Below are 22,748 nucleotides of genomic sequence, written 5' to 3'. Positions count from 1 at the left end.
ACCAGCTCGGGCTATCAGGTTCGTTGCGCTCGGAATGGCGCGGAAGCCCTTTGGATGCTCCAGAGCGAGGAATTTGACCTCCTGCTAAGTGACATCGTGATGCCAAACGGGATCAACGGCATAGAGGTTGCCCGCGAAGCGAGGCGATTGAACAAGCGCATCAAGGTCCTGCTGGCCTCGGGCTACGCGGGCGACGCGCTGGACCGCCATCAGGCGGTAGGCGAATTTCCGATTATCGACAAACCGTTCCGCATGTCAGAATTGGCGGCGCGCTTGCGGTCAATCCTGCACGAAGCTTGAGTTGCTCTCGCGCCGTTGCTTCCGGATCGGCAACGGTCCGCTACGGGGGCAGAACCGGCGCTTCTGCGCTACGCCTGCGGCCTCCCGCGCCGGACAGGGCGGCAACTCCCCAACAACCCGACGCGCGCAAGCAAATTGCGGCGGACTTCGTTGACGCCGCCGGGCGGGGATACGACATATCCTCTACTGTCGATCCAGGTCACCACCGAGGAACAAGCTATGAACCCGCCGCCAAACATTGATCCCGGCACCGCGTATTCCGACGACGACGTTGTGCGCTGGCTGACCAACGACACGCGCGATGAGCGCTTCATCGATAATATTTTCGCCGAGATGTGTATGCACCTTCAGCGCGCGGGCATTCCCGTCAAGCGAGCGTCGCTTCATATCCTGATCCACCATCCTCAGTGGCTCGGCGCCCGGATGATGTGGGTCGACGGAATGCGTGAGGCCAAGATTGAGAGAGTCGATTACGATGTCATAGGGCGATCCGAATACATCGGCAGTCCGGCAAACGAAATTCGCGATGGTGCCCTCGAGGTACGCGAAAATCTCGAACGTGATCCTTCGCTCGGCCGTAAGCACGCCATCTATGATGAGATGCGGGCCAAAGGCCTGACCGACTATGTGGCCTGGCCGCTGTATCATACGCTCGGCAAACGGCACATCGTGACCTTCGCAACCGACCGGGTCGGAGGTTTCGACGACGCGCATATCGCCAGCCTCCTAAAACTGTTACCGATTCTGGCGCTGGTCAGCGAAATTCGTGTCAAGAACCGGCTGGCGCGAACGCTGCTTGAAACCTATGTCGGGTCGCACGCCGGCGAACTGATTTTGGCCGGCGCCACCAGGCGCGGCAGCGGGACGACGGTACGCGCCGCCATCATGATCTGCGATCTGCGTGATTTCACCAGGATCTCCGATAACTGGCCGCGCGATGATGTCATCGATCTTCTGAACGGGTATTTTGACGCGATGTCGGAGCCGATTGCGCGACATGGCGGGGAAATACTGAAATTCATCGGCGACGGTCTGCTCGCCATCTTTCCGCTCAGCCAGCCGTCGGCCTGCGCAAATCTGTTGCACGCCGTCTCCGAAGCCCGTCAGGCGGTGATTGCCCTGAACGAAAAGAATGGCGAAACCGGTCGTGAACCGCTGAATTACGGTATCGGCGTCCATGTCGGCGACGTCATGTACGGCAATATCGGGTCGCGTACCCGCCTCGACTTCACCGTTATCGGTCCCGCGGTTAACATGGCGTCGCGTCTCGAAACCCTGACCAAACAATTGGGTCGAAAGGTGCTGCTGTCCCGCGCGTTCGCCGACTTCGTCAAAAGCGATTTCGATCTCGAACGTGTCGGCGAGTATCCGGTGCGAGGCTTCAGCGAGCCAATCGAGCTGTTTGCCTATCATGGCTGAATACAGAGCTATCGCCAGGCGCAAGTCGGTCCGCCTGCCCTTGAGTTTAGCGCAGCAAAGGTCATAGCCGTGTCAACCTTGAGAGTGGGAGCAGCGCTTCCCGATCCGCCATTCGAGTTCTTGACGAGCGATGGCCCGGCGGGATTCGACATTGCGCTGGTGCAGCGCATCGCCGGGATGCTCGGCCGCGAATGGCGGCTGGTCCCGTACACGGGCTCCGATTTCAACGGCATCTTCGCCGGTCTGGATGCCGGCAGATACGACTGCGTCGCCTCTGGCACCACCATCACGCCGGGGCGGGAGGCAAAGGCCGATTTCTGCACGCCCTATGCGATTTCAGGCCAGTCACTTGTCGTCGATGTCATCCGCAATCCGGGTGTACATGGCATCGCCGATCTCAAAGGTCTGGTCGTCGGAGTGCAGCAGGGGAATACCAGCCAGCCAGTTGCTGAGAAACTGGTCGCGGAGAATCGTGCTGCGCGGGTGCGCGTCTATGCTTATCACGAGATCGAGCAAGCGCTCGACGATCTGACAAGCGGAGGCTGCGACGCCTTCATGAAACTCGCACCCGTCACGGCTTGGTTCGTGCGCGGCCGGCCGAGGCTTGGGGTCGTTCAGACCGGCATCACTGTCGAGCGCCTTGGCATCTGTGTCCGCAAAGGAGACATCGCGCTGCGCGATGCGATTGGCGGTGCGCAGGCCGCGCTTGCGGCCGACGGCACATTGGCCTCGCTGGTCAAACAGTGGCTTGGAGCCGGGGCGATGCTGCCATCATGAATATCGCCACATGCTCTCCGCTCGGCCGAGGCTCCCCGCGTGTGCACGGCATAGGCGTCATGAACGTCGCGATCCACTGGAACTGGTGAGCTAGTTCACAATGCCCGAGATCATTGAGTGTTAGATAGGTTTCATGCGGAGCCTGACTATGCGCGCCATCATCGTATTTGCTATTCTTTTCGTCATCGTGGCTGCAACGCACCACGGTGCTTATCGACCGTATCCAACTGCTCCAATGCCTGCAGTCAATGTTCCTTGACCGGACTAGCCTGGGTTCGTAAAACATGGCTCTTGAAGAGGAGTTGTAATGGCGAAGAAAAAGAAAGCCACGCGCGTGTTATGGTCGAAGGACGACCTGAAGACGCTCAAGACCATGGCGAAAGAGAAGCGTGGTCGAGACAAAATCGCAAAGTCTCTCAAGAGGTCACCCGCAGCGGTGACCGTGAAAGCGTCTGCCCTCGGCATTTCACTGAGCACCAAGTAGCTTGACACTCCTGCTTGCGAGGCTCGCGATGGGAAATGCTTGGCCGATTCCGTCTCCGCGCGGTTCGGCCCATATCTTTAGATAGATAGCTTCATCGCGTCGAGGCAAGGCGTTCGCGTTAGCGCGCATCCGCCTTGCCTCCGCAATGCGCGTCGCTTCGGTCGCAACCAGCACGATCTGGATTCCGCATGCGAGACCCGTCACGCGTGACGGTGTTGTCTCGCGCGTCGAGCGGATCGGCCGGCATCGAACTGATTAATCCAAAAGACGCACTGGTTCGCGCAGCAATGAGTTGCGCGACCATGCAGCGCATGCCGCCAAGCAGGCGGCGCTATGCAATTCGCATGCGGGCGCTTTGCCTGCTCCATTCAGGCGCAAATTGAATATCTCCTGATTTGAAATCCATTTGTGCCGAGAAGAGAAGTTCGGCTGGATTCAACCCATTAGAAAATCACGACTATCCACTGTCAGTTTGACGAACATCGACATCGGGTTGTTCAGCAAGGCTGGGGTGCGACAGAACAGCAAATTGAATTAAACGGAGATTAATATTTTAATTTGAGGGAATTAAATATTTTAGGGCGGTGTCATTGCATGAGGTCGTTATACGAAGATTTTGGTCTGGGCCGCATCGCTCTCGGAGTGCAGACGTGGCCACGTACGGTTCTGCGAAGGAATGTCCGAGTTTCAGCTTCAGACGAAGACGAGTCGCTGTCGCTGCTCGCCGCGCGGAATTTGCAGGAAGGTCTGGGTTTGAGCGCCTCAGGTGCCGCGGCGTCGGCATCCGCTGCAACATTGGACGCCGGATTTGCAGCGTTGACGACAGAAGTCCGAACGCCAGCCTCCGCGGCGGCCGAACCAGCGCCGCCAAATCCTGTGGTCATCCTTGGTCACGTGCCTTCGACTGCGACCCCCAACATTTTCGGATCTTCCACACCTCCAGCAGTCGCGCAGGTTTGCGGCTGCGGCTACTTCATTGCTCCAACACAATTGCTCGATCAGAGAGCAGCCAATGCGGCGTCGGCGCAGTTGCACGGCAGCCGCGTGTCTGGCGGAGCAGATTTCGTGTTGACCGGCCGCGCCGGGGTCATGGGCGCCTCGACCAGTGTCTCCATGTCCTTGGAGAACGTTGCGCCGCTCGCAAATTGGAATGCACTACCAGGCGGAGGGGCGAACTGGCGCACGCTGCCGGGAGGCGGCGAGACTGGTATCGGTACGGGGAAAGGTGAAATCGGAATTCTATCAGGCTCGGTGACGACTGCAGAGCTTTCTCCTGCGGCGCGGCAGGCCAACACAAGTACGTCGCCCAACGCACTCGCGGCCGCCGCGACTTCCACGAACCCAATCGTGCTCGAGAACCAGAAGACGGGAAATCCGCAAAGCGAATGGGATATCGAGGGTGCTGGCAGCTCGAATATCGAAGGTTTGCCACCGATATCAGCGTGAATCGTGGCAACCAGATCGATTTCAAGATCAATACGGATTCATCGAACTATCGGATCGACATCTACCGCCTCGGCTATTACGGCGGCATGGGTGCGCGAAAGGTCCACACCATCCAACACACCGGTGTGCAGAACCAGCCAGCGCCGCTGCGTGACGACACGACCGGCCTGGTCGATGCCGGCAACTGGTCTGTTTCGGCTTCCTGGGAGGTTCCTGAGGATGCCGTGTCAGGCGTCTACATCGCAAAGCTCGTACGCGAGGACGGCGTTGAGGGCGCCAATCACATCCCGTTCATCGTCAGGGATGACAGCAGCACCAGCGACGTCATCTTTCAGACCTCTGACACGACCTGGCAGGCCTATAACGGCTGGGGCGGAGCGAATTTCTATGGCGGCAACGGCCCTGCCACAGGTCAAGGTGCGGGACGCGCCTACGCGGTGAGCTACAACCGGCCGATTGCCACCCGCGGCAGCGTTGGAAGCTTTGCAGGTCCGCAGGACTATCTGTTCGGCGCTGAATACGCGGCGATCTACTGGCTGGAGCAGAACGGCTACGACGTCTCCTACATGTCGGGCATTGACGCGGACCGTTACGGCAGTCTGCTTCTCAATCACAAGCTCTATCTGGACGTTGGTCACGACGAGTATTGGTCGGGGCAACAGCGCGCCAATGTCGAGGCGGCCCGCGATGCCGGTGTCAATCTGGCGTTCTGGAGCGGCAACGAGATGTATTGGCGCACGCGCTGGGGCAACAGCATCAGCAGCGACGGCACGGCCTACCGCACCTTGATCTCCTACAAGGAAACCTGGTCACCGGACGCATCGATCGATCCAAGCGACGAGTGGACCGGGACGTTCCGTGATCCCCGCCTCAGCCCGCCGGCGCTCGGCGGAGGAAGCCCGGAAAATGCATTGATCGGACAGATGTTCCAGGTCGATGACGTCGGCCAAGGCAGCGGCCTGCAGGCAATCACAATTCCCTACGACGCCAATCTGCGCTTCTGGCGCTACACCAGCGTTGCGAATCTTCAGCCGGGGCAGACAGCGACGCTGACCAGGAACTATCTCGGCTATGAGTGGGACGAAGCGGTCGACAATGGATTCGATCCCGCGGGCCTGGTCCGGCTCTCGTCGACGACGGTTCCGGTCAACAGCTACTTACTCGATTACGGCAACACGACGGGAAGCGCCATCTCGACCCATAACCTGACGCTCTACCGCGCGGCAAGCAAGGCATTGGTCTTCGCCGCCGGAACGGTCTACTGGGCGTGGGGTTTGAGCGACAATCACGACCTGACGCCAACGCCCACTGACTCGCGCGTGCAACAGTCGATGGTCAACCTGTTCGCCGACATGGGTATTCAGCCGGGAACGCTGCAGCCGGATTTGGTCGCCTCCACCGGCTCCACGGATCAGACCGCGCCGACCTCGAGCGTCAACGCGCTGGCAAACATCAGAGCCGGAGACGTGGTCACGATTTTCGGCACGGCATCGGATGTCGGCGGCGGCGTGATCGCCGGCGTGGAAGTATCGACGGACGGGGGCTTGAGCTGGCATCCGGCGATTGGTGACGAGACATGGTCCTATAGCTGGTCTCCGCAGGTCGCCGGGACCTACACCATCATGTCGCGCGCGGTGGACGACAGCATCAATCTCGAAACGCCTTCCGTGGGTCGCACGGTGACCGTCGCGGCTACGACTTACGTCTCGCTGTTTCCGGGCTCGGCTACCCCCGACACCGTCAACACCACCGATGCAAGCGCCGTCGAACTGGGCGTGAGATTCCAGACGTCGGTTGCCGGCACCGTGAGCGGCATCCGCTTCTACAAGGGCAGCCAGGATACCGGCACCCACACCGGCCAGCTCTGGAGCAGCACCGGCACCTTGCTGGCAACGGCCACATTCACAAACGAAACCGCCAGCGGCTGGCAGAGCGTGACCTTCTCCAACCCGATTTCGCTGACGCCCGGAGCCACCTACATCGCCTCCTATCATACGGATGTGGGCCATTACTCCGCCAGCGTGAACTACTTCTTGAGCAATGTGACGAGCGGTCCGCTGACCGCTCTCGGGAGTGGCAATGGCGTCTACACCTACAGCAGCAATATCGCGTTCCCGACGAGCACGTTCGCGGCGACGAATTTCTGGGTTGACGTCATGTTCAATCCTTCGGTCACCAACAGCGCGCCGATAGCCGCCAATGACGACGGACCGATTGCGACCCGCGATTTGGCCCTGACGATCGCGGCGTCGTCCCTGACCGGGAACGACAGTGATCCCGATGGGGATGCGGTCAGCGTCATCGCCGTGAGTGCAGCAACGCACGGCGCCGTCGTGCTCAACGCGCAGCCCAATCCGCAGAACAACACCATCACCTTTACACCCGATGCCGGCTACACCGGTCCGGCGAGCTTCACCTACACGATCTCCGATGGGCGCGGCGGTACGGCATCGGCCACCGTCAGCTTCACCGTGGCACCGCCAGGACAGGCTCCCGTCAGCCTGTTCAGCGCGTCAAGCACACCGGCTTTGACCGACCTCAATGACGGATCCCAGATCCAAGTCGGGATGAAGTTCACGTCCTCGGTCGCCGGGCAGATCACGGCGCTCAGATTCTATCGCAGCGCGAGCGACACCGGCATCAACACCCTCGATCTCTGGTCGTCAACAGGCACTCGTCTCGCCACCGCCACCTTTACCAACACCTCAGCCAGCGGTTGGCAGACCGTCACGCTGTCATCAGCGGTTTCGATCGCCGCCAACACCACCTATGTTGCTTCCTATCACACCACCGGCGCCTATGTTGCGACCAACAACTACTTCACCGCGGCCGTTACCAACGGTCCTTTGACCGCGCTGTCCAGCGTCGCTGCCGGCGGCAATGGTGTCTACTCCTATGGCGGTACCAGCACCTCCGGCATCTTCCCGACCAGCTCCTACAACGCCGCCAACTATTGGGTCGATGTCGTGTTTGCGCCGTCCGGCGGCGCCAGCAATCAGCCGCCGGTTGCCAACAACGACAGCGGCTACAACGCCACGCAGAATACGGCTCTGACCATTGCCGCATCGGCCCTGCTTGCCAATGACGCCGATCCGAATGGCGACCCGCTGACCATCACCGGTGTGAGCGGCGCCGTCAACGGCACCGTCAGCTTCAACGCCCAGACCAATGTCATCACCTTCACGCCGACCGCCGGCTACACCGGGCCCGCGTCCTTCAGCTACGCGATCGCCGACGGGCAGGGTGGCACGGCCACTGCAACGGTCGGTCTGACAGTGAATCCGGTAGCCAACCAGCCGCCGGTTGCCAACAACGACAGCGGCTACAACGCCGCGCAGAATACGGCTCTGACCATTGCCGCATCGGCCCTGCTTGCCAATGACACCGATCCGAATGGCGACCCGCTGACCATCACGGGTGTGAGCGGCGCCGTCAACGGCACCGTCAGCTTCAACGCCCAGACCAATGTCATAACCTTCACGCCGAACGCCGGCTACACCGGGCTCGCGTCCTTCAGCTACGCCATCTCCGATGGGCGCGGCGGCACCGCGACTGCAACAGCCAATTTGACAGTGATCGCGCCGTCGGTGAGCTTGTTCTCAGGCTCCGACACACCAGCGATTCTCGCCGATTCCGACACGGCCCAGGTCAATCTGGGGGTGCAGTTCACGTCCTCTGCGGCCGGCACCATCAACGGCATCAAATATTACAAAAGCGCCGGTGACACCGGCACCCACACAGGTTCGTTGTGGAGCAGCACCGGCACGCTGCTGGCGACCGCCACGTTCACGAACGAGACCAGCAGTGGATGGCAGACGGTGACCTTCAGCAATCCCGTCTCGATCACCGCCGGAACCACCTATGTGGCAAGCTTTCACAGCAACGGCCGCTACGCGTCGACCAGCAACTACTTCACGTCTTCACGTGTCAATGGCCCGCTCACCGCATCCGGCAGCAATAACGGCGTCTACACCTATGGCGCGGACAACCTGTTCCCGACCAGCACCTTCGGTGCCACCAACTACTGGGTGGACGTGCTGTTCAGTCCGGCGAGCGGCGCCGCCAATCAGGCGCCGGTCGCGGCCAACGACTCCGGCTTCAGCGCCACTCAGAACTCGCCGATCTCGATTGCAGCCTCCGCGTTGCTTGCCAACGACAGCGATCCGGATGGCGATGCGCTGACGATCACGGGCGTCAGCAACGGCGTCAACGGCACCGCAAGCTTCAACGCCCAGACCAACACCACCACCTTCACACCCAACCCCGGCTATACGGGACCGGCGTCGTTCAGTTACGCCGTCTCCGACGGCCAGGGCGGGACAGCGACCGCATCCGCGTCCCTGACCGTCAACCCAGCATCCGCGAGCATCATAAGCCTGTTCGGCTCCAATCCGACACCGAGCGTGGTGTCAGTCAATGATCCGCAGTCGGTGGAGCTCGGGTTCAAATTCCAATCGTCCAGCGCCGGCGACATCACCGGGTTGCGCTTCTACAAGGGCCCATCGAATACCGGCACCCATACCGCGAATATCTGGAGCAGCACCGGCACCCTGCTTGCCACCGCCACCTTCACCAATGAGACGGCCAGCGGCTGGCAGCAGGTCAACTTCGCTGCGCCGGTCACGATCACTGCAGGGACAACGTATGTTGCGTCCTATCACACCTCAGGAAACTACTCCGCCGATCCCGGCATGTTCAGCTCGGCGGTCAGCAACGGGCCGCTGACCGCACCATCATCGGCTTCGATCGGAGGCAATGGCGTGTATGCGTATGGATCGGGCAGCCTGTTCCCGACCAGCACCTACAATGCGACCAGTTACGGCGTCGATGTGCTGTTCCGTCCACAACTCGCGGCATGAGGAAAGAAATCAATTCATTGTTGCCTCGGCTGCGATCAGTTCTTTTCCATCCGTGGTCCTGATCGTCAGCTTCACCTGTTCGCCGCTGCTGCCGTCAGGGATCGTTGCCGAAATGCGATTTCCATGTTTCGGATCGGCCTTCACGATGTCGTCGAACAGTGCCGTGTCGCCGCGTTTCAACGTTACGCGGAGCGGGGCGGCCGGTTCGATGCTGAAGAACTGAACCGTGACGCTAGACCCCTTGGCCGAAAGATTGATCAGGATATTCTCGTTCGCATGCGTCACGTTGCGCATGCCGACCGTCGGACTGTAGGTTTCCGGAATCGAGACTTCACCCAGCGCGGGAAAGTCAGCGCTATGGAAAAATTGGTCTGACACGCCTGCCCATAGTTCGACATACGGTCGCCACTCATTCGGCTCCTCGCGGGGATCGGTTTCGCCAGTGAACGAGGGAAATCCCCACGTCCACATTTTCAAGCCCGGCGTCAGCCTGTTGTCCGCGATGCGGATAATTCCCTCTTCGTTGTCATGGTTGATCACGCCCCAGAAATTCCCGCCCTGCATATCGGGCGCCGCGTAGGCGATGCCCATCGTCGGCCAGTTCTTGAAGAAGCGCAGGTTTTCGAAGCGCCGCCTGCCCATCCCCGCGCTCTCGTCGCCATCTGCCAGATTGGCCGACCAGGCGGGCGTGCGATAAGTTCGGATCGGCGCGATGATTTCGGCGCCGGCGGTCGCTTTAGGGTTTTTCGGATCCGATCCCGGAGCGAGCGTCGTGCATGTCCAGTACTCGTACCGGATCGCCTTGTCGTGCCGATTTTTGAGCACCACGCGCGTATCGAGCGCGGTCCGGTCGGCTTTCAGTGTGACATAGTATGTGGCTTCGATCCCGGTTGAACTCCTGAATTTGCCAGGTCGCGCGGAATAGTCGAAATTGTCTTTAAGCGACATCGCGAGCGTCACTTCGCCCGTGCTCTCCTTGACCACCTCAAAGGCCCACGGCTTCAGCCACGTCTTGCCGTGCTCGGCATCCGGGAATGTCGGGAAGATGCCGCCATACACCATCAGCCAGTCGTAGTAGAAATTTCCGGCCTTGATCCCGTAGGGTACGCCGACATCCGTGCGATAGAGTTGTTCGTGGCCAGTCGGCTTGTAGATGATGGAAATAATGCGCCCGCCGAATTCGGGCACGAGTGTTACCTTCAGATATCGATTCTCGAGCACGCGCGCCCTGAACGTGCGGTCGACGATCATGTTCTTGTCGAGCGACCCGCTGAGAAATCCGTCCTCCGCATCGGTCGCATACTTGACGGTACTCCACGTCATCGCCGTCTCTCTGAGAGACACGCTATCTGGCACCGGCGAGGCCGCACGCACGACGTGAAACGCACAGAGCGCCGAAAGTGCTGCTATTCCGAAACAAGAAAGAGCACGCAAGGGAACCCCGACCGGCATCTACGTCGCCTTTGAATGAGCCGAAATGGCAGGCTGACTAATGCGCATGCTCGAGCAGCCCTTCGGCTTCCTTGATTTCGGGGAGATCTTGCCACCCCGCGTCGAATTCAGCGAGGACGGGAGCGAGCACCGAGGATACCGCCTCGGGCCGGCCATTTGTATTGTGCAGGCGCGCAAGTCCAAGTGCGCTGCGTAGCTCGAACGTCCTTGCCTGTTGGTGTCGGGCGATTTCCAGGGCTCTGTTGAAGGCATCTTCGGCACTGGAGAGGTTCGCAGCGTCATGACGCAACAACAGCTCACCTTGGACGCGATGCAGTTCGGCATCAAGCCAATGCTGGCCGGATTGTTGCGCCCACCCGATCAATTCCCTCACGGTTTCCAACCCGGCCTCGGGTTGGCCCGCCTCTGCATCCGCCACGGCAACATGCATTCCCCAAAACGGCTCACAGAGGTAGCAGTCATTCTCGTGCAGCAACGTCCAGCCTCGGCGCATTTCCGTGAGCCCAACCATTCGCTCGCCCGCCCGCCACTTTGCCAGGCCGTTCAGGTAGGTGCCCGCGGCCACATACAACGGCATCGTATGGTCGCGCGCCAGACCCAAGGCCAGGATCGTCTCTGTTTGCTCCAACATGCCCCCGCATAGCCCGTCGAAAACCGCCCGATGAACGAGCGCATTGGCTTGAGCAAGCGCTCGCTTTTCTCCTGAGCCACTCACTGCTTCTGCAGCGAGCCGGCGCGCGCGATCGATCGCTCCAAGCGGCCAAAGCACCAGGGCAAGAAACCTCATGATAACGAACGGCAGATCGAGCGCGGACGCCCTGAACGTCGCGGGATCCGGCTCGGCACCATAGATCGCGAGTGCCTGCTCAAGATGCGTTCGCGCGTTCAAGTACTCGCCGGCGAACCAGCAGGTCACCCCGCTGGTCCAGTGTGCGACAATGGTGGCTATCGGCGACTCCGGTCGCCGGTCGGCGACACCAATGATTGCATCCGCCAACTCCCGCATCGGCGCGATCTCGCCGTGAGTGAGGCATGCATTGAACAAGCCCGAATGGATCGGCGCGAGTTCGACCGGATCATTGGTATCAGCCGCGAACTGTCGGGCGCGCGTCCAAGCGGCCACCGTCTCGGGAGCGCTGTGCCCGAGGCTGCCTCGCAACGCGCGGCCATATGCGATTTGAAGATGGAGCCTGCTCAGCATCCGATCAGGCTCTTGAGGCAGTTCATCGGCAATGGCAACGGCCTTGCCCAGATGTGCAATCGCCTCGGAATAGGCCGAGCGTTTCAGCGCCTGCTGGCCAGCCTTTCGCCACCACTCAAGGGCTGTCCCGCTCAACCCCGCTTGGGTGAAGTGATATGCCACGACTTCCGGCTCGGTCTCGGCCATGCCCGGAAACTGATCGCGAAGGACATCGCCAATATGCTTATGCAGCAGTTGCCGGCGGCTCTTGAGCAAGCTCTCGTAAGCCGCTTCCTGGACCAGTGCATGCTTGAAGCTGTAGCTCGCGTCGGGTGGCGTCCCGCGGCGCGACAGAAGTTCGGCCTGTTCGAGCTGCGCCAGCGCCGCGCTCAGCGTCAGCTCATCCCGCCCCGCTACACATCGCAGCAGCGTGTATGAGAAGTCGCGGCCAATGGCTGCGCCGATCTGTGCAACCTCTTTGACCGGCGCCAGCCGGTCAAGCCGCGCCATGAGCGAGTCGTGCAGCGTCGCGGGAATGGCGAGCGGCGGTAGCGGATTATCGATGCGATAGCGCCCGGCTTCTTCCACGAGCAGCCCGGACTCCAGCACCATCTTGGTCAATTCCTCAACGAAGAGCGGGATGCCATCCGTCTTGTTGATGATCTGGGTCATCATTTCGCACGGCACCTGTCGGCCGACAGCCACCTGCTCGACCAGTGCGCGCGTGTCCTGCCGGTCAAGCCGATCGAGCCGCAGCAGGCTGACATTGGCAAGGCCCGCCCAAGGCGGCTCGAACTCGGGCCGAAATGTCATGAGCACGAGGATCGGCAGTCCTCTGATCCGATCGACCGCGAGGTCGTACAGTTCGAGCGTCGTGGCATCAGCCCAATGCATATCCTCGCAGACAATCAGCACAGGTTGCTGCCGTGCCAGGCCCTCAAGCTGGTCGAGGAGCGCGGCGAATGTCTGTCGCCGTTGCTGCGCTGGAGTGAGGCCGAGCGGCGGATAGCGCTCGCCGGTTGCGATGGAAAGAAGCGCGGCAATAAGCGGCGTCACGCTCGCCACCTGCCGTGTTCCGAGCGCCAGCATAGCCTCAAGCTTGTCGAGCGTTTGCCCGGGCGTGTCTTGTGACGTGATGCCGGCCGCGCGCTCGAGCTGAGCGATGAAGGGATGAAGCGCACTGTTGGTATGGTAAGGCGAGCACTGATAGCGCACCCGGCGGTGCGAGCCCAGCGCAAGGCTCTCGGCCAGCGTCGCCACAAGGCGCGATTTGCCGATTCCGGCCTCGCCGGAAATCAACACCACTTGACCCTGGCCCTGCCACGCCAGTTGCTGGCGCGAGAGCACGAATTCGATTTCTGCCTTGCGGCCGACAAAGCCGATCGAGCGCGCGGTGCGCACCGCCTCGAAGCGGCTCTCCGATGCGGCTGCACCTTCGACCGCCCAGACCGCGATCGGATCGGAGATACCCTTCACCTCGCGGTCGCCGACATTGCGAAAAGTGAAGAGGTCACCGAGCAGCCGGCGCGTTGAAGCGGACACCACAACCACTCCCGGCTCCGCCAGGCTCTGGAGCCGGGCAGCGAGATTCGGTGTATCGCCGACCATCGCCTGCTCCTCCGACGCACCTCCGCTGATGAGGTCGCCGACCACGACGAGCCCGGTCGAGATCGCGATCCGCACGTCGACCCGTTCTTCGACGCGCGTTTCGAGCTTTCCCATTGCGGCGGTGATGTCGAGGCCGGCTCGCACTGCGCGCTCCGCGTCATCCTCGTGTGCGCGGGGATAGCCGAAATAGGCGAGGATTCCATCGCCAACAAACCTGGCGATCATGCCGTCATAGGCGGCGATGACCCTCGCGCAGGCAGCCCGGTAGGCTCTGATCACCTCCCACATGTCCTCGGGATCGAGGCGTGCCGAGAGCGCGGTCGAGCCCACCAGGTCGCAGAACATAACGGTGAGATGGCGTCTCTCGGCGCCATGCTGACGCGCGGACTCGGTGATGAGTTCGGCTTGATCGAGTTCGGCAATCGCACGGAGCATTTTACGGCGATGGCCGAGCAGGACTCCGAGCCTGTCGAAGTCCTCATCCTTCAGATCGGGAAGAATGCCAATATCGATCCCATTCTCGGCAAAACGCTTCGCGTATTGCCCAAGCCCAAGCTTATCAAGCCAGTCTGCAATCTGCTGCATTGGCACCACCCACCGTCTGGTTGGCGGTTAGCCGAGCTGAATTACCATGCTCCGACCACGATCTGCCTGCCGACTGATCCCGTCAAGTTTGATAGGAACGAAATGTGAGATCGCTGACAATAGGACCGAATTTTCTCTTGCCGAGGTAGAAAGAAAAACTGCCAGCGCGCCCCAGGTGAGGGAGGAGGCCGGTCAGCGGGCTCAATCATATCTGTTAGTAGGTCTCGGCCCATTGGCTAAAGGTTCATGAGCGCAGGTGTGCTGAATGGGCGAACCTGAATCGGCTATGCGCAGCATCGTCGCGACCTTTCGAGAATTGGAGGGAACCTCCAGCTCAGTCCAATATCGTTGGAATGGACCGTCCCACCTCGGCGCCTGCGATCGGCGCCACCGCCATCAGGTCTTCGCAATGAACTCCTCAAGGTCATCAAAGAACCGCTGCTCAAACCCCAGCATGCGATGGGGGTGATGGCCGCACTGTTTATATTGGACCACTTCAAGATGGGGGTTGGTCGCCAGCAGACTGCCGGCGTGTTCATCCGAAAATGCTCCTCCGAACCGTTCTTCGCCTCGGACGAGCTTTGCCGGGCACAGGAACGGTCGCTCGGTCGATATCGATGACAACGCCTCTTTCAAGCAGTCATCACGGAGACAACGCGGGTCGAGGCGCTGTATCGCGGAAGCATGGCTGAGCAAATGCCGAGCCGATATGTGGTCCTTGACCACACCTCCCAAGCGGTCTGGCCCATTCGAAAGAAACTCGACATAGGTTGTGAACGGCGGAGGCTCCTGCTGCCATTTCGTCAGCCGCAACAGCAAGAGTGAGAACAACTTCGAGAATATCGAATTGCTCCATTCCTCCAGACGCCCCAGGAACCACGGCGGGTCCTCAAGGAACACGGCTCGGATGTTCGGATTGGTTTGGCTGAGCACACCGGCCACGCATGCGCCCAGCGAATGCCCAACGACGATTGCCGGACGACCAATGGCCGCCAGAGCAGTCTCGGCATCGGAAACATAACCCGCAAGGTTGTAGTTCGGCGCGCGATCAGAGTAGCCGTGACCGCGAAAATCGAGCGTCCAAACGCAATATCGATTGGTCAATCGTTGCTTGGTTTCATCCCACGTATCGCGACTTACGCTTGCCCCATGCAGAAACAGGACAGGCACCGCATCCATCGGGCCATCGACTGATGCGGCAAGTCGTACATCGCCGTTCGCCAAGGTAAGGTCGGTCATGCATTATGCTCCGCGATGCGGATCGTGGACGGCAGATTGCCGCAGGAGAGTGCGAGTTCCAAAATTGGGTCTCAAGAGCTGCTGTATCATTCCTGCGCGAACACAAAAATCGCTCAATTGCGTGCCATTTCTGCCACGTCCTTGGAAAAAGGACCGTACCAATTGCTGGCTCCGGAGCTGGTTGTTGCACCCGTAAGAATCATCAGCTTAGCTCTAGTACGCCCCTGCCGGGGTTAGGTTCGTTTCGTAAGGGAATGGACCGAGACATGGGCTATCTTAGGACACGCCATCTTAGGACACATGGACACGCAGCCCCCGTGCAACGTCCTTATGCTCTATCCGCGCTTCGTTGCGGACTCGTTCTGGAGCTTTGGCGAATCCTGCAAGTTGATGGGCGTTCGCCGCCCCGCAGCTCCCCTAGGCCTGATTTCCGTCGCCGCGATGTTGCCGGTCCACTGGACGGTGCGCCTGGTCGACTGCAATACGGCATCGCTCACGGACGATGATCTTGCCTGGGCTGACGTCGTCTTCACGGGCGGCATGTTGCCGCAACAGGCTGACACGCTGCGGCTGATCGAGCTTTGTCGCTCACAGGACAAGCCGGTGGCCGTCGGTGGCCCCGACCCGACGTCCAGTCCGCACATCTATGCCGCAGCCGACTTTCAGGTGCTCGGCGAGGCCGAGGGTGTTATTGGCGAGTTCATTGCGGCTTGGGAGAGCGGTGCCCGGTCGGGTGTGTTCACAGCGCCCAAGTTCCAGGCCGACGTCACCAAGACGCCGGTGCCGCGCTTCGACCTGCTCAATTTTGAAGACTATCTTTATCTCGGTGTGCAGTATTCGCGCGGGTGCCCCTTCACCTGCGAGTTTTGCGATATCATCGAACTGTACGGACGGGTGCCGCGGACCAAGACGACCCCGCAGATGCTTGCCGAGCTCGATGCGCTCTACGAGATGGGATATCGCGGCCATCTCGACTTCGTCGACGATAACTTCATCGGCAACAAGAAGTCGCTCAAGCTGTTTCTTCCGGAACTCGCGGCCTGGCAACGCGCGCACGATTATCCGTTCGAGTTCTCGACGGAAGCCTCGATTAATCTGGCCGATGATCGGGAACTCCTGGAGATGATGGCCGCGGCCAACTTCTTCGGCATTTTTGTCGGCATCGAAAGCCCGGACCCGGCGACGCTGGCCGCGACCAAGAAGAAACAGAACACAAGGCGCGATATCGCGGAGAGCATTCACAGGATATACGGCGCCGGGATGCTCGTCACCGCGGGCTTCATCGTGGGCTTCGATAGCGAGAAAGTCTCGATCGCGGACGCCATGGTCGACTTCATCGAGGAGGCCGCCATCCCCGTCTGCATGGTTGGCCTGCTCTATGCCTTGCCGAACACGCAGCTCACGCGTCGTCTTGCCCGCGAGGGGCGGCTGCACCCCAATCACGATATGGGGCCAACCATTGGCGGCGATCAGTGCACCGACGGCATCAATTTCGATCCGACGCGCCCGTTGCGCGACATCCTGATGGACTACAGACAGATTTTGGAGAGCGTCTATCATCCTGCCGCATATGCCAGCCGTGTCGACCGGTTGATGACGATGCTCGACCGTTCGAAGCAACGTCAGGAACTGCCCGTCGGTGACGTCCGTGCCAAGGTGCGGGCGCTGGAGACCGTGCATCGCGTGGTCACCGCCATTCCCGAAGCGCACGATCCGTTTTGGCGAACCTTCCTCAACAGCGCCAAGCGAGACTCGTCCTCGGCGCGGATCGCGGTGGCCATGATTGCGGCCTACGCGCATCTTGGGCCTTTTTCGCGCCAGGTCATCAGCGCCATCGATCGTCGTCTGGCCATTTTGGATGGGCCACCAAATTCGACGGCTAACATCGCGATGGCTGCGAACAGAGCCTAACGCCAACGGGAAATGGCGTGATATTTTCGAATGACACGTTCTAGTTTTGGTTGTGTCAAGCGAAAAACGCAGGTAGTTTTACCAGAACATTTTGTAGCGGGTTCACCAGACATTGAGGTGCCCATCTGTTTCAGTTTCGAGCCAACAGCGGAAGCCGCTATTGGATTATAGGTACTGCGTACTACGATAAATATCTTGCGTGAACCGGTTCACAGATGGATGGGCCAGAGCGCGATACGCTAATCGCGGCTCCTGCCCGACGTGCGCCAGTGCGATCAGCATATTCGAGAAAGCGTCGAACATCGACGTCCCCCGCTCCGTCGCACACATTGGTGTTTCGCAATTCTGGATCTATGAGCCTATCCAAGAACGACTAGTCTTTTCACGCAATTCAGGAATTTGATCGGAGAATAGCCACACGATAAATTAGATGGAGGAACCAATGGTGAAGAGAGCGATAGCGCTCGGCGGTGGCGGTCCGGCAGCAGGGCTGCACATTGGGGTTCTGGAAGCTCTTGCCGACGCAGATATAACCTTTGATGTGTGGGCATTGTCCTGCATCGGCGCTTGGGTTGGGATCGTCTATAATCAGTTTGATCGAGTTGCGAATAAAGATAGGGCGGAAAAGACCTATCAATTCTTCAAGAATGGCGTGTTTCGGGACGATGAAAGCTATAGGCGCTTTCCCATAAACACCGTGTTCGGTCCGGATTGGGAGAGCATTGGCAAGGCGGTGACCAACTTCGTCACAGATCCCAATACCTACAAGGATTTATGGAGCCCATCCAGCATCATGAATGCCTACAGGGAGTCCATGTCGCTCTGGTTCGATCGACAGCCTGGCACGGACGGCGGAAAGAAGCTCGCGAACCTGGACAGCGGAGACATCAACGGATGGATTCTCAATCAGGTGCTGGCACCTAATCCTTTCGTTCGTTATCTCACGTCCATGATGTATCTGTCCCATGTCACTGGCCTTTCCAGGATCAACTATCCGCACAGCCAGTTCATGAAGAGCATCAATTTCGAGGCGCTGAAAAAGCCTGGAACGCCATGCATATTTCACAACGCCTGGAATCTTGACGCGCATAAGCTCGCGTTGTTTTCCAACCGTCCAATGACCCAGAAAGCCGACGAGAAGGAGTACAAGGGGCCTATCAGCGCATCCAGCCTATGTGCGTGTTCGGCCCTCCCGTTCGTCGAAGAAACCGTACGGATCGACGGAGTTACATACTGCGAAGGAGCGCTCGTCGATACGGTCAACTTCGAGAGCTTGCTCGAGGAGCACGATAAGCCAGACGATCCTCTGCACGAAATATGGGTGAGCAGGATCGTCGATGCCAAGCAAGTCCGCAAACCGCAAAACCTTCACGATGCCCTGGCAAATCTCTGTCAATTGTTCGCAGCGACCGTTGGCGAAGATGACGTCAGGCTGTTCAAATACCACGTGCGGTACGACCCACCAAAATCCGGGAACAAGAAGTGGGAAGGCACCCTCGTCGAGATTCGGGTGCCGGGGCACATCAGCTTCAAATGGAATCACAGCAACCTGGATATGGGGCGAAAGTTGGGGAAGGTTGCTACGGAACAAGCAATCAAAGCATACAACAAACACCAAGGACTTCCGGCGCATGCCGGGCCACATTTCATAAATGAGGATCCGAAGAAGAACGACCCGCAGGGGTGGGGGGAGGTGCTAGATACGTATCATGATTTTCAAAAGCGAGCGGCTTAACGCCACGGTAAAGCAGCTTCACGGCCGACTTTCAGAGCCAGGCCACGATATCTGCAGTTCAAGCAGAATTACCGCAGTCGGTCGAGCAATGCCTTTGCTTGCCTGAGATCCTGCGTATCAAGGCCCTCGGTGAACCAGGCGTAGATGGGCGCGAGCAGCTCGAGCGCTTTCTCGCGCCTGCCCTGATCGATCCACAGGGCGGCAAGGTCTACGGCAACTCGAAGTTCGAGGGCCTTGGCGTGCTGGCTCCTTGCAATTGTCAGCGCGTGATCGAGCATTGATTGCGCCTCGGTGCCTGCTTCCGGCACGCCATGGAAGAGCAACACGCGCGCTTTCAGTCGATACAGTTCGGCCTCAAATATCCGTTCGCTGTTACGGCTTGTTGTCGCGAGACCCTGTTCGATAAGCTCCAGCGCAGCTTCGCGTTGATGGCTCGACAACAAGGCCGGACACAGCAGCACGTATAGCGCTGTGATGCCGAGCTGATAGCCCGCGCTGCGATGTTCTTTCATCGCAGTCTGGATTTCCGCGAGCGCGGCGGACGAAGGATCAAGAAAGGTGGCGCTTATCCCGCGGACGGCGCGCGCCAATCCTCGCCATTGCCGGAATCCATGTTCCTCCGACAAGGCGAGACAGCGTTCGGCATAGCGGTGTGCAGTCAGGAACTCGCCCCGAAGAGCGTGGAGAATGGACGCATAATAACATCCATAGGCCTGCGAATGGGGATGATTGATGGCGTCGGCACGCTGAATGGCTGCATTCAGGCGTGCGAGTGCCGTATCGGCGCGGCCCAGCAGCCAGAGTGCCCATGACATCAGAGCAAGGTCGGCGACGCCCGCATCCTGGCCGGCGGCACGTGCCGCCAATCTGTCCTGCTCGCTGCTCGTCTCGAACGCTTCGAAGGCCCGTTCGATCACGTCGTGGGCGCCCGTGAGATGTCCCATGAACAGACGAATCATCCCTTGCCCGCGCATCGCGTTGAGCAATGTCGGTCGATCGCCGCGCGCCTCCGCGAGATTGAGCAGCGCCGAGATCATTTCCTCGGCGGCCGGCAACTCACCACGCATGACGCTCGCGGTGGTCAACCAAAACATGATTTGTAGTTCCTCGGGGGGATCTCCGAGGCGCTGGCACAACTCGCGCGCACGGGCGAAGGTCGCCACCGCATGTGGCGAAGTCGGCCCTTCGGTGGCGATCAGGCATGGTCCCAGCGCGAATTGGAAATCAAGCTCCCGCCTGTCCTTCGGTGCGCCGTCGGCGGAATGGGCCAAGACCTCGATGCCTTTGCGCAAGTGCGCGATGGCTTCGAGGTTGGCGGAGCGCATGGCCGCCTTCTTGCCTGCCTGGAGCCAGTATTCTCCTGCCTTTTCGAACAGTCCCGCCTCCGTAAGGTGGAGTGCGAGCGTCTCGGGTTGAGTCTCCACGATTTCCGGGAACCGTTGCTCGAAGACGTCTGCGATGGTGGCATGTAGTGCCGCGCGTCGGCTCTTCAGAAGTCCCGCTTCGGCAGCGTCCCGCACCAGCGCATGCTTGAAGCTGTAGACCGCGCGAGGTATCTCGCCTCGGCAGAATATCAACTCCGCCCGAACCAACTGGGCAAGCGCCTCCTCGAGCCTCTGCCTTGGCAACCCGGTAACGGCCCTCAGCAGTTCGTAAGAGAATTCGCGCCCCAAAACTGCTCCGATCTGAGCCACGTCCTTCACCGGGGCCAATCGATCGAGTCTGGCCATCAGCGATGCGTTCAATGTCGTTGGAATCGCCATCGAGGGTAGCGGACGGCTGAGCATGTAATGGTCGTCCCGCTCCTGCAACAGCCCGGTTTCGAGCACGGCCTTGGTCAGTTCCTCGACGAACAGGGGCACGCCATCGGTCCGGGAGAGGATTTGGTCCATGACCTCCTCCGGGAGCGTCTTGCCGGCCGTGATGCGCTCGACCAATACCGCCCCGTTGCGTCGGTTCAGCCGTGTGAGCGAGACCGTCGTCACATGCGCATGACCAGGCCAGGGCGGCGTGAACTCCGGTCTGGCGGTGATCAGCAGCAGCACGCGAAGTCGCGGCATCCTTTCCAGTGTAACCGCAAGCAACTCGAGCGAAGTCGGGTCCGCCCAATGGGCATCCTCAAAGAGGACAAACACTGGCTGCCGCGCCGCCAATGCGTCGAGCTGAGCCAGGAGCGCCGCCAGCGTCATCTCCTTGCGCTTCTGCGGGCTCAGCTCGGGCAGGCGGTAGCGGCCGCTGAGCGGCAGCGACAGCAGGTTGGCCAGAGCCGGCACCACACGGTCTGCGTCTGCGCCAGACCGCAAGAGCAGAGCTTCAAGCTTGGCAAACTTCTCCGTCGGCGTCTCGCCTCGCTCGAACCGGGCAGCACGTTCGAGGTTGGCGATGAATGGATACAGCGCACTGTTGGCGTGGTGCGCCGAGCAGAAATGGCGCACCGTAATGTGTGGTTCGGTCCGGAGCCGCTCTTGAAGCGCCAGCGCGATGTGCGACTTACCGATACCCGGCTCTCCAGTTAGAACCACCACGCAGCCTTCGCCTGACGCGGCGTGCTGCCAGCGCCGCAACAGCAGCTCAATCTCCTCGTCACGCCCGATGAGTGGCGTCAATCGAGTCTTGCGCTGCGCCTCGAAGCGGCTTTGCACTCGGCTTATCCCGAGCACCTGCCAGGCAGGTACTGGCTCCGCCCATCCCTTGAGCGCGATCGAGCCGAGATCGCGATATTCGAAATATCCGGCGGTGAGCTGGTGCGTACTCTCGGAAATCAGCACCGTACCGGGTTCGGCGAACTGCTGCAGGCGAGCAGCCAGGTTCGGTGTCTCACCAATGACCGCCTGCTCCTTGGCGGCACCTTCGCCGGTCAGATCGCCCACGACGACCATGCCGGTGGCGATGCCAACGCGGACCTGCAGCTTGGTGCCGATGTCTGTCTGCAGGTTGGCCACGGCATCGACCAGCGCCAGCCCCGCGCGTGTCGCTTGTTCGGCATCGTCCTCGTGCGCCTGGGGATAGCCGAAATAGGCCAGCACGCCATCTCCCATGTACCGCGCGATGACGCCCTCATTCCGGGTGATCACCTCCGCGATGCAGTCGTGATAGGCGCTGATGACCGAGCGCAAGTCCTCCGGATCCAGTCGGGCCGAAAGTGCCGACGAATCCACCAGATCGCAAAACATGACCGTGAGTTGACGCCGCTCGGCGCTGTCCCGCGGCGCCGGTTTGACGCCCGTTCGGGCCGCTACAGGGACTTCATTCTTAAGTTCTGCAATCGCGCGCAGAATCTTGCGCCGGTGGCCCAGCAGGACGCCGAGATCCTTGAGGTCCTGCTCCGTGAGATCGCCGACGACCGAGAGGTCGATCGCGTTCTCGGCGAAACGCTGGGCGTACTCTCCCAAGCCGATCGATGCTAGCCACTCTGCAATACCCGTCATGGCATACCTATGGCCTCTGCTATGAGAATAGCACATCGGAGAAGGCTGCGAAGGCACATCTGTCGACGGAAGCCCCGATCACCGGACTTCTCGGCCAGTTTAACGCAGTGGCCTGGGCGAATGGTGGACCTGCAAAGCGATGTCTGTGAGGGCAACAGGCGAGATTGAGGTCGCCGCCGCTCCGCAACTACTTCAGGAGGCGCGGCGGCAGCACAGTGTCGCGGTGGTAGAGCGTGCCGATATGCCAGGGACACGCGATCGCGTCATAGTCCGGCGTGAAGCCGTGTCCGGACCATGGCGACTGGCGGCGCAACTATCCGTACGG

At 60.3% G+C, this 22,748-nt stretch carries 13 protein-coding genes; 8 read left to right on the top strand and 5 right to left on the bottom strand.

What is annotated here, in order from left to right; all coding sequences use genetic code 11:
- From ACZXDY_RS31370 to ACZXDY_RS31345, 6 genes are all read left to right on the top strand, one after another.
- Window positions 1-300: response regulator (locus ACZXDY_RS31370; protein ID WP_464348172.1), on the top strand; the 300-nt coding region annotated here is incomplete at its 5' end.
- A gap of 219 nt (window positions 301-519) precedes the next feature.
- Window positions 520-1,719 (top strand): adenylate/guanylate cyclase domain-containing protein, encoded by a 1,200-nt coding sequence (locus ACZXDY_RS31365; RefSeq protein ID WP_464348171.1) that lies wholly within the window; start codon window positions 520-522, stop codon window positions 1,717-1,719.
- 69 nt (window positions 1,720-1,788) lie between these two features.
- Window positions 1,789-2,496 carry an ABC transporter substrate-binding protein gene (locus ACZXDY_RS31360; RefSeq protein ID WP_464348170.1) on the top strand — a complete coding sequence of 236 codons (708 nt, stop codon included), beginning with the start codon at window positions 1,789-1,791 and terminating at the stop codon, window positions 2,494-2,496.
- Between the two features lie 307 nt (window positions 2,497-2,803).
- On the top strand, window positions 2,804-2,980 hold the full coding sequence (locus ACZXDY_RS31355; RefSeq protein ID WP_165421322.1) for a hypothetical protein: 177 nt from the start codon (window positions 2,804-2,806) through the stop codon (window positions 2,978-2,980).
- 558 nt (window positions 2,981-3,538) lie between these two features.
- Window positions 3,539-4,426 carry a hypothetical protein gene (locus ACZXDY_RS31350; protein WP_464348169.1) on the top strand — a complete coding sequence of 296 codons (888 nt, stop codon included), beginning with the start codon at window positions 3,539-3,541 and terminating at the stop codon, window positions 4,424-4,426.
- Window positions 4,423-9,285: a DUF4082 domain-containing protein gene (locus ACZXDY_RS31345; RefSeq protein WP_464348168.1), complete on the top strand. Its 4,863-nt coding sequence runs from the start codon at window positions 4,423-4,425 to the stop codon at window positions 9,283-9,285. The genes ACZXDY_RS31350 and ACZXDY_RS31345 overlap by 4 nt, the downstream gene beginning before the upstream one ends.
- A gap of 9 nt (window positions 9,286-9,294) precedes the next feature.
- Here the strand turns inward: ACZXDY_RS31345 and ACZXDY_RS31340 are convergent, their stop codons facing one another.
- The 3 genes from ACZXDY_RS31340 to ACZXDY_RS31330 all read right to left on the bottom strand — a co-directional run bounded on the left by ACZXDY_RS31340 (window position 9,295) and on the right by ACZXDY_RS31330 (window position 15,349).
- Window positions 9,295-10,608, bottom strand: coding sequence for a DUF5107 domain-containing protein (locus ACZXDY_RS31340; protein ID WP_464348167.1), 1,314 nt, complete (start codon window positions 10,606-10,608; stop codon window positions 9,295-9,297).
- 166 nt (window positions 10,609-10,774) lie between these two features.
- Window positions 10,775-14,110: an adenylate/guanylate cyclase domain-containing protein gene (locus ACZXDY_RS31335; RefSeq protein ID WP_464348166.1), complete on the bottom strand. Its 3,336-nt coding sequence runs from the start codon at window positions 14,108-14,110 to the stop codon at window positions 10,775-10,777.
- Window positions 14,111-14,506: 396 nt separating this feature from the next.
- Window positions 14,507-15,349: an alpha/beta fold hydrolase gene (locus ACZXDY_RS31330; RefSeq protein ID WP_028168490.1), complete on the bottom strand. Its 843-nt coding sequence runs from the start codon at window positions 15,347-15,349 to the stop codon at window positions 14,507-14,509.
- Window positions 15,350-15,649: 300 nt separating this feature from the next.
- On the opposite strand from ACZXDY_RS31330, the gene ACZXDY_RS31325 reads away from it, so the two are divergent.
- Window positions 15,650-17,260, top strand: a complete 1,611-nt coding sequence (locus tag ACZXDY_RS31325) for a B12-binding domain-containing radical SAM protein (RefSeq protein WP_464348165.1) — start codon at window positions 15,650-15,652, stop codon at window positions 17,258-17,260.
- A 442-nt stretch (window positions 17,261-17,702) separates the two neighbouring features.
- The gene (locus ACZXDY_RS31320) at window positions 17,703-18,995 is read left to right on the top strand and encodes a patatin-like phospholipase family protein (RefSeq protein WP_464348164.1); all 1,293 of its coding nucleotides are present in this window, start codon (window positions 17,703-17,705) and stop codon (window positions 18,993-18,995) included.
- Between the two features lie 68 nt (window positions 18,996-19,063).
- Here ACZXDY_RS31320 and ACZXDY_RS31315 read toward each other — a convergent pair whose 3' ends face one another.
- Complete coding sequence (locus tag ACZXDY_RS31315; protein WP_464348163.1) at window positions 19,064-22,423, bottom strand: AAA family ATPase; 3,360 nt, start codon at window positions 22,421-22,423, stop codon at window positions 19,064-19,066.
- 187 nt (window positions 22,424-22,610) lie between these two features.
- Entirely contained in the window at window positions 22,611-22,736 is a 126-nt protein-coding gene (locus tag ACZXDY_RS31310) for a hypothetical protein (protein ID WP_433994565.1), read from the bottom strand.
- Between the last annotated feature and the right edge of the window lie 12 nt (window positions 22,737-22,748).

It is taken from the genome of Bradyrhizobium sp. LeoB3 (assembly GCF_055456055.1).
This window is presented reverse-complemented; position numbering and strand designations above follow the sequence as displayed.

Bases quoted from the DNA above. Each gene is read 5' to 3' on its own strand.
- ACZXDY_RS31325 (WP_464348165.1), top strand. From the start codon at position 15,650: ATGGACACGCAGCCCCCGTGCAACGTCCTTATGCTCTATCCGCGCTTC.
- ACZXDY_RS31335 (WP_464348166.1), bottom strand. From the start codon at position 14,110: ATGCAGCAGATTGCAGACTGGCTTGATAAGCTTGGGCTTGGGCAATAC.
- ACZXDY_RS31355 (WP_165421322.1), top strand. From the start codon at position 2,804: ATGGCGAAGAAAAAGAAAGCCACGCGCGTGTTATGGTCGAAGGACGAC.
- ACZXDY_RS31340 (WP_464348167.1), bottom strand. From the start codon at position 10,608: ATGACGTGGAGTACCGTCAAGTATGCGACCGATGCGGAGGACGGATTT.
- ACZXDY_RS31365 (WP_464348171.1), top strand. From the start codon at position 520: ATGAACCCGCCGCCAAACATTGATCCCGGCACCGCGTATTCCGACGAC.
- ACZXDY_RS31320 (WP_464348164.1), top strand. From the start codon at position 17,703: ATGGTGAAGAGAGCGATAGCGCTCGGCGGTGGCGGTCCGGCAGCAGGG.
- ACZXDY_RS31315 (WP_464348163.1), bottom strand. From the start codon at position 22,423: ATGACGGGTATTGCAGAGTGGCTAGCATCGATCGGCTTGGGAGAGTAC.
- ACZXDY_RS31330 (WP_028168490.1), bottom strand. From the start codon at position 15,349: ATGACCGACCTTACCTTGGCGAACGGCGATGTACGACTTGCCGCATCA.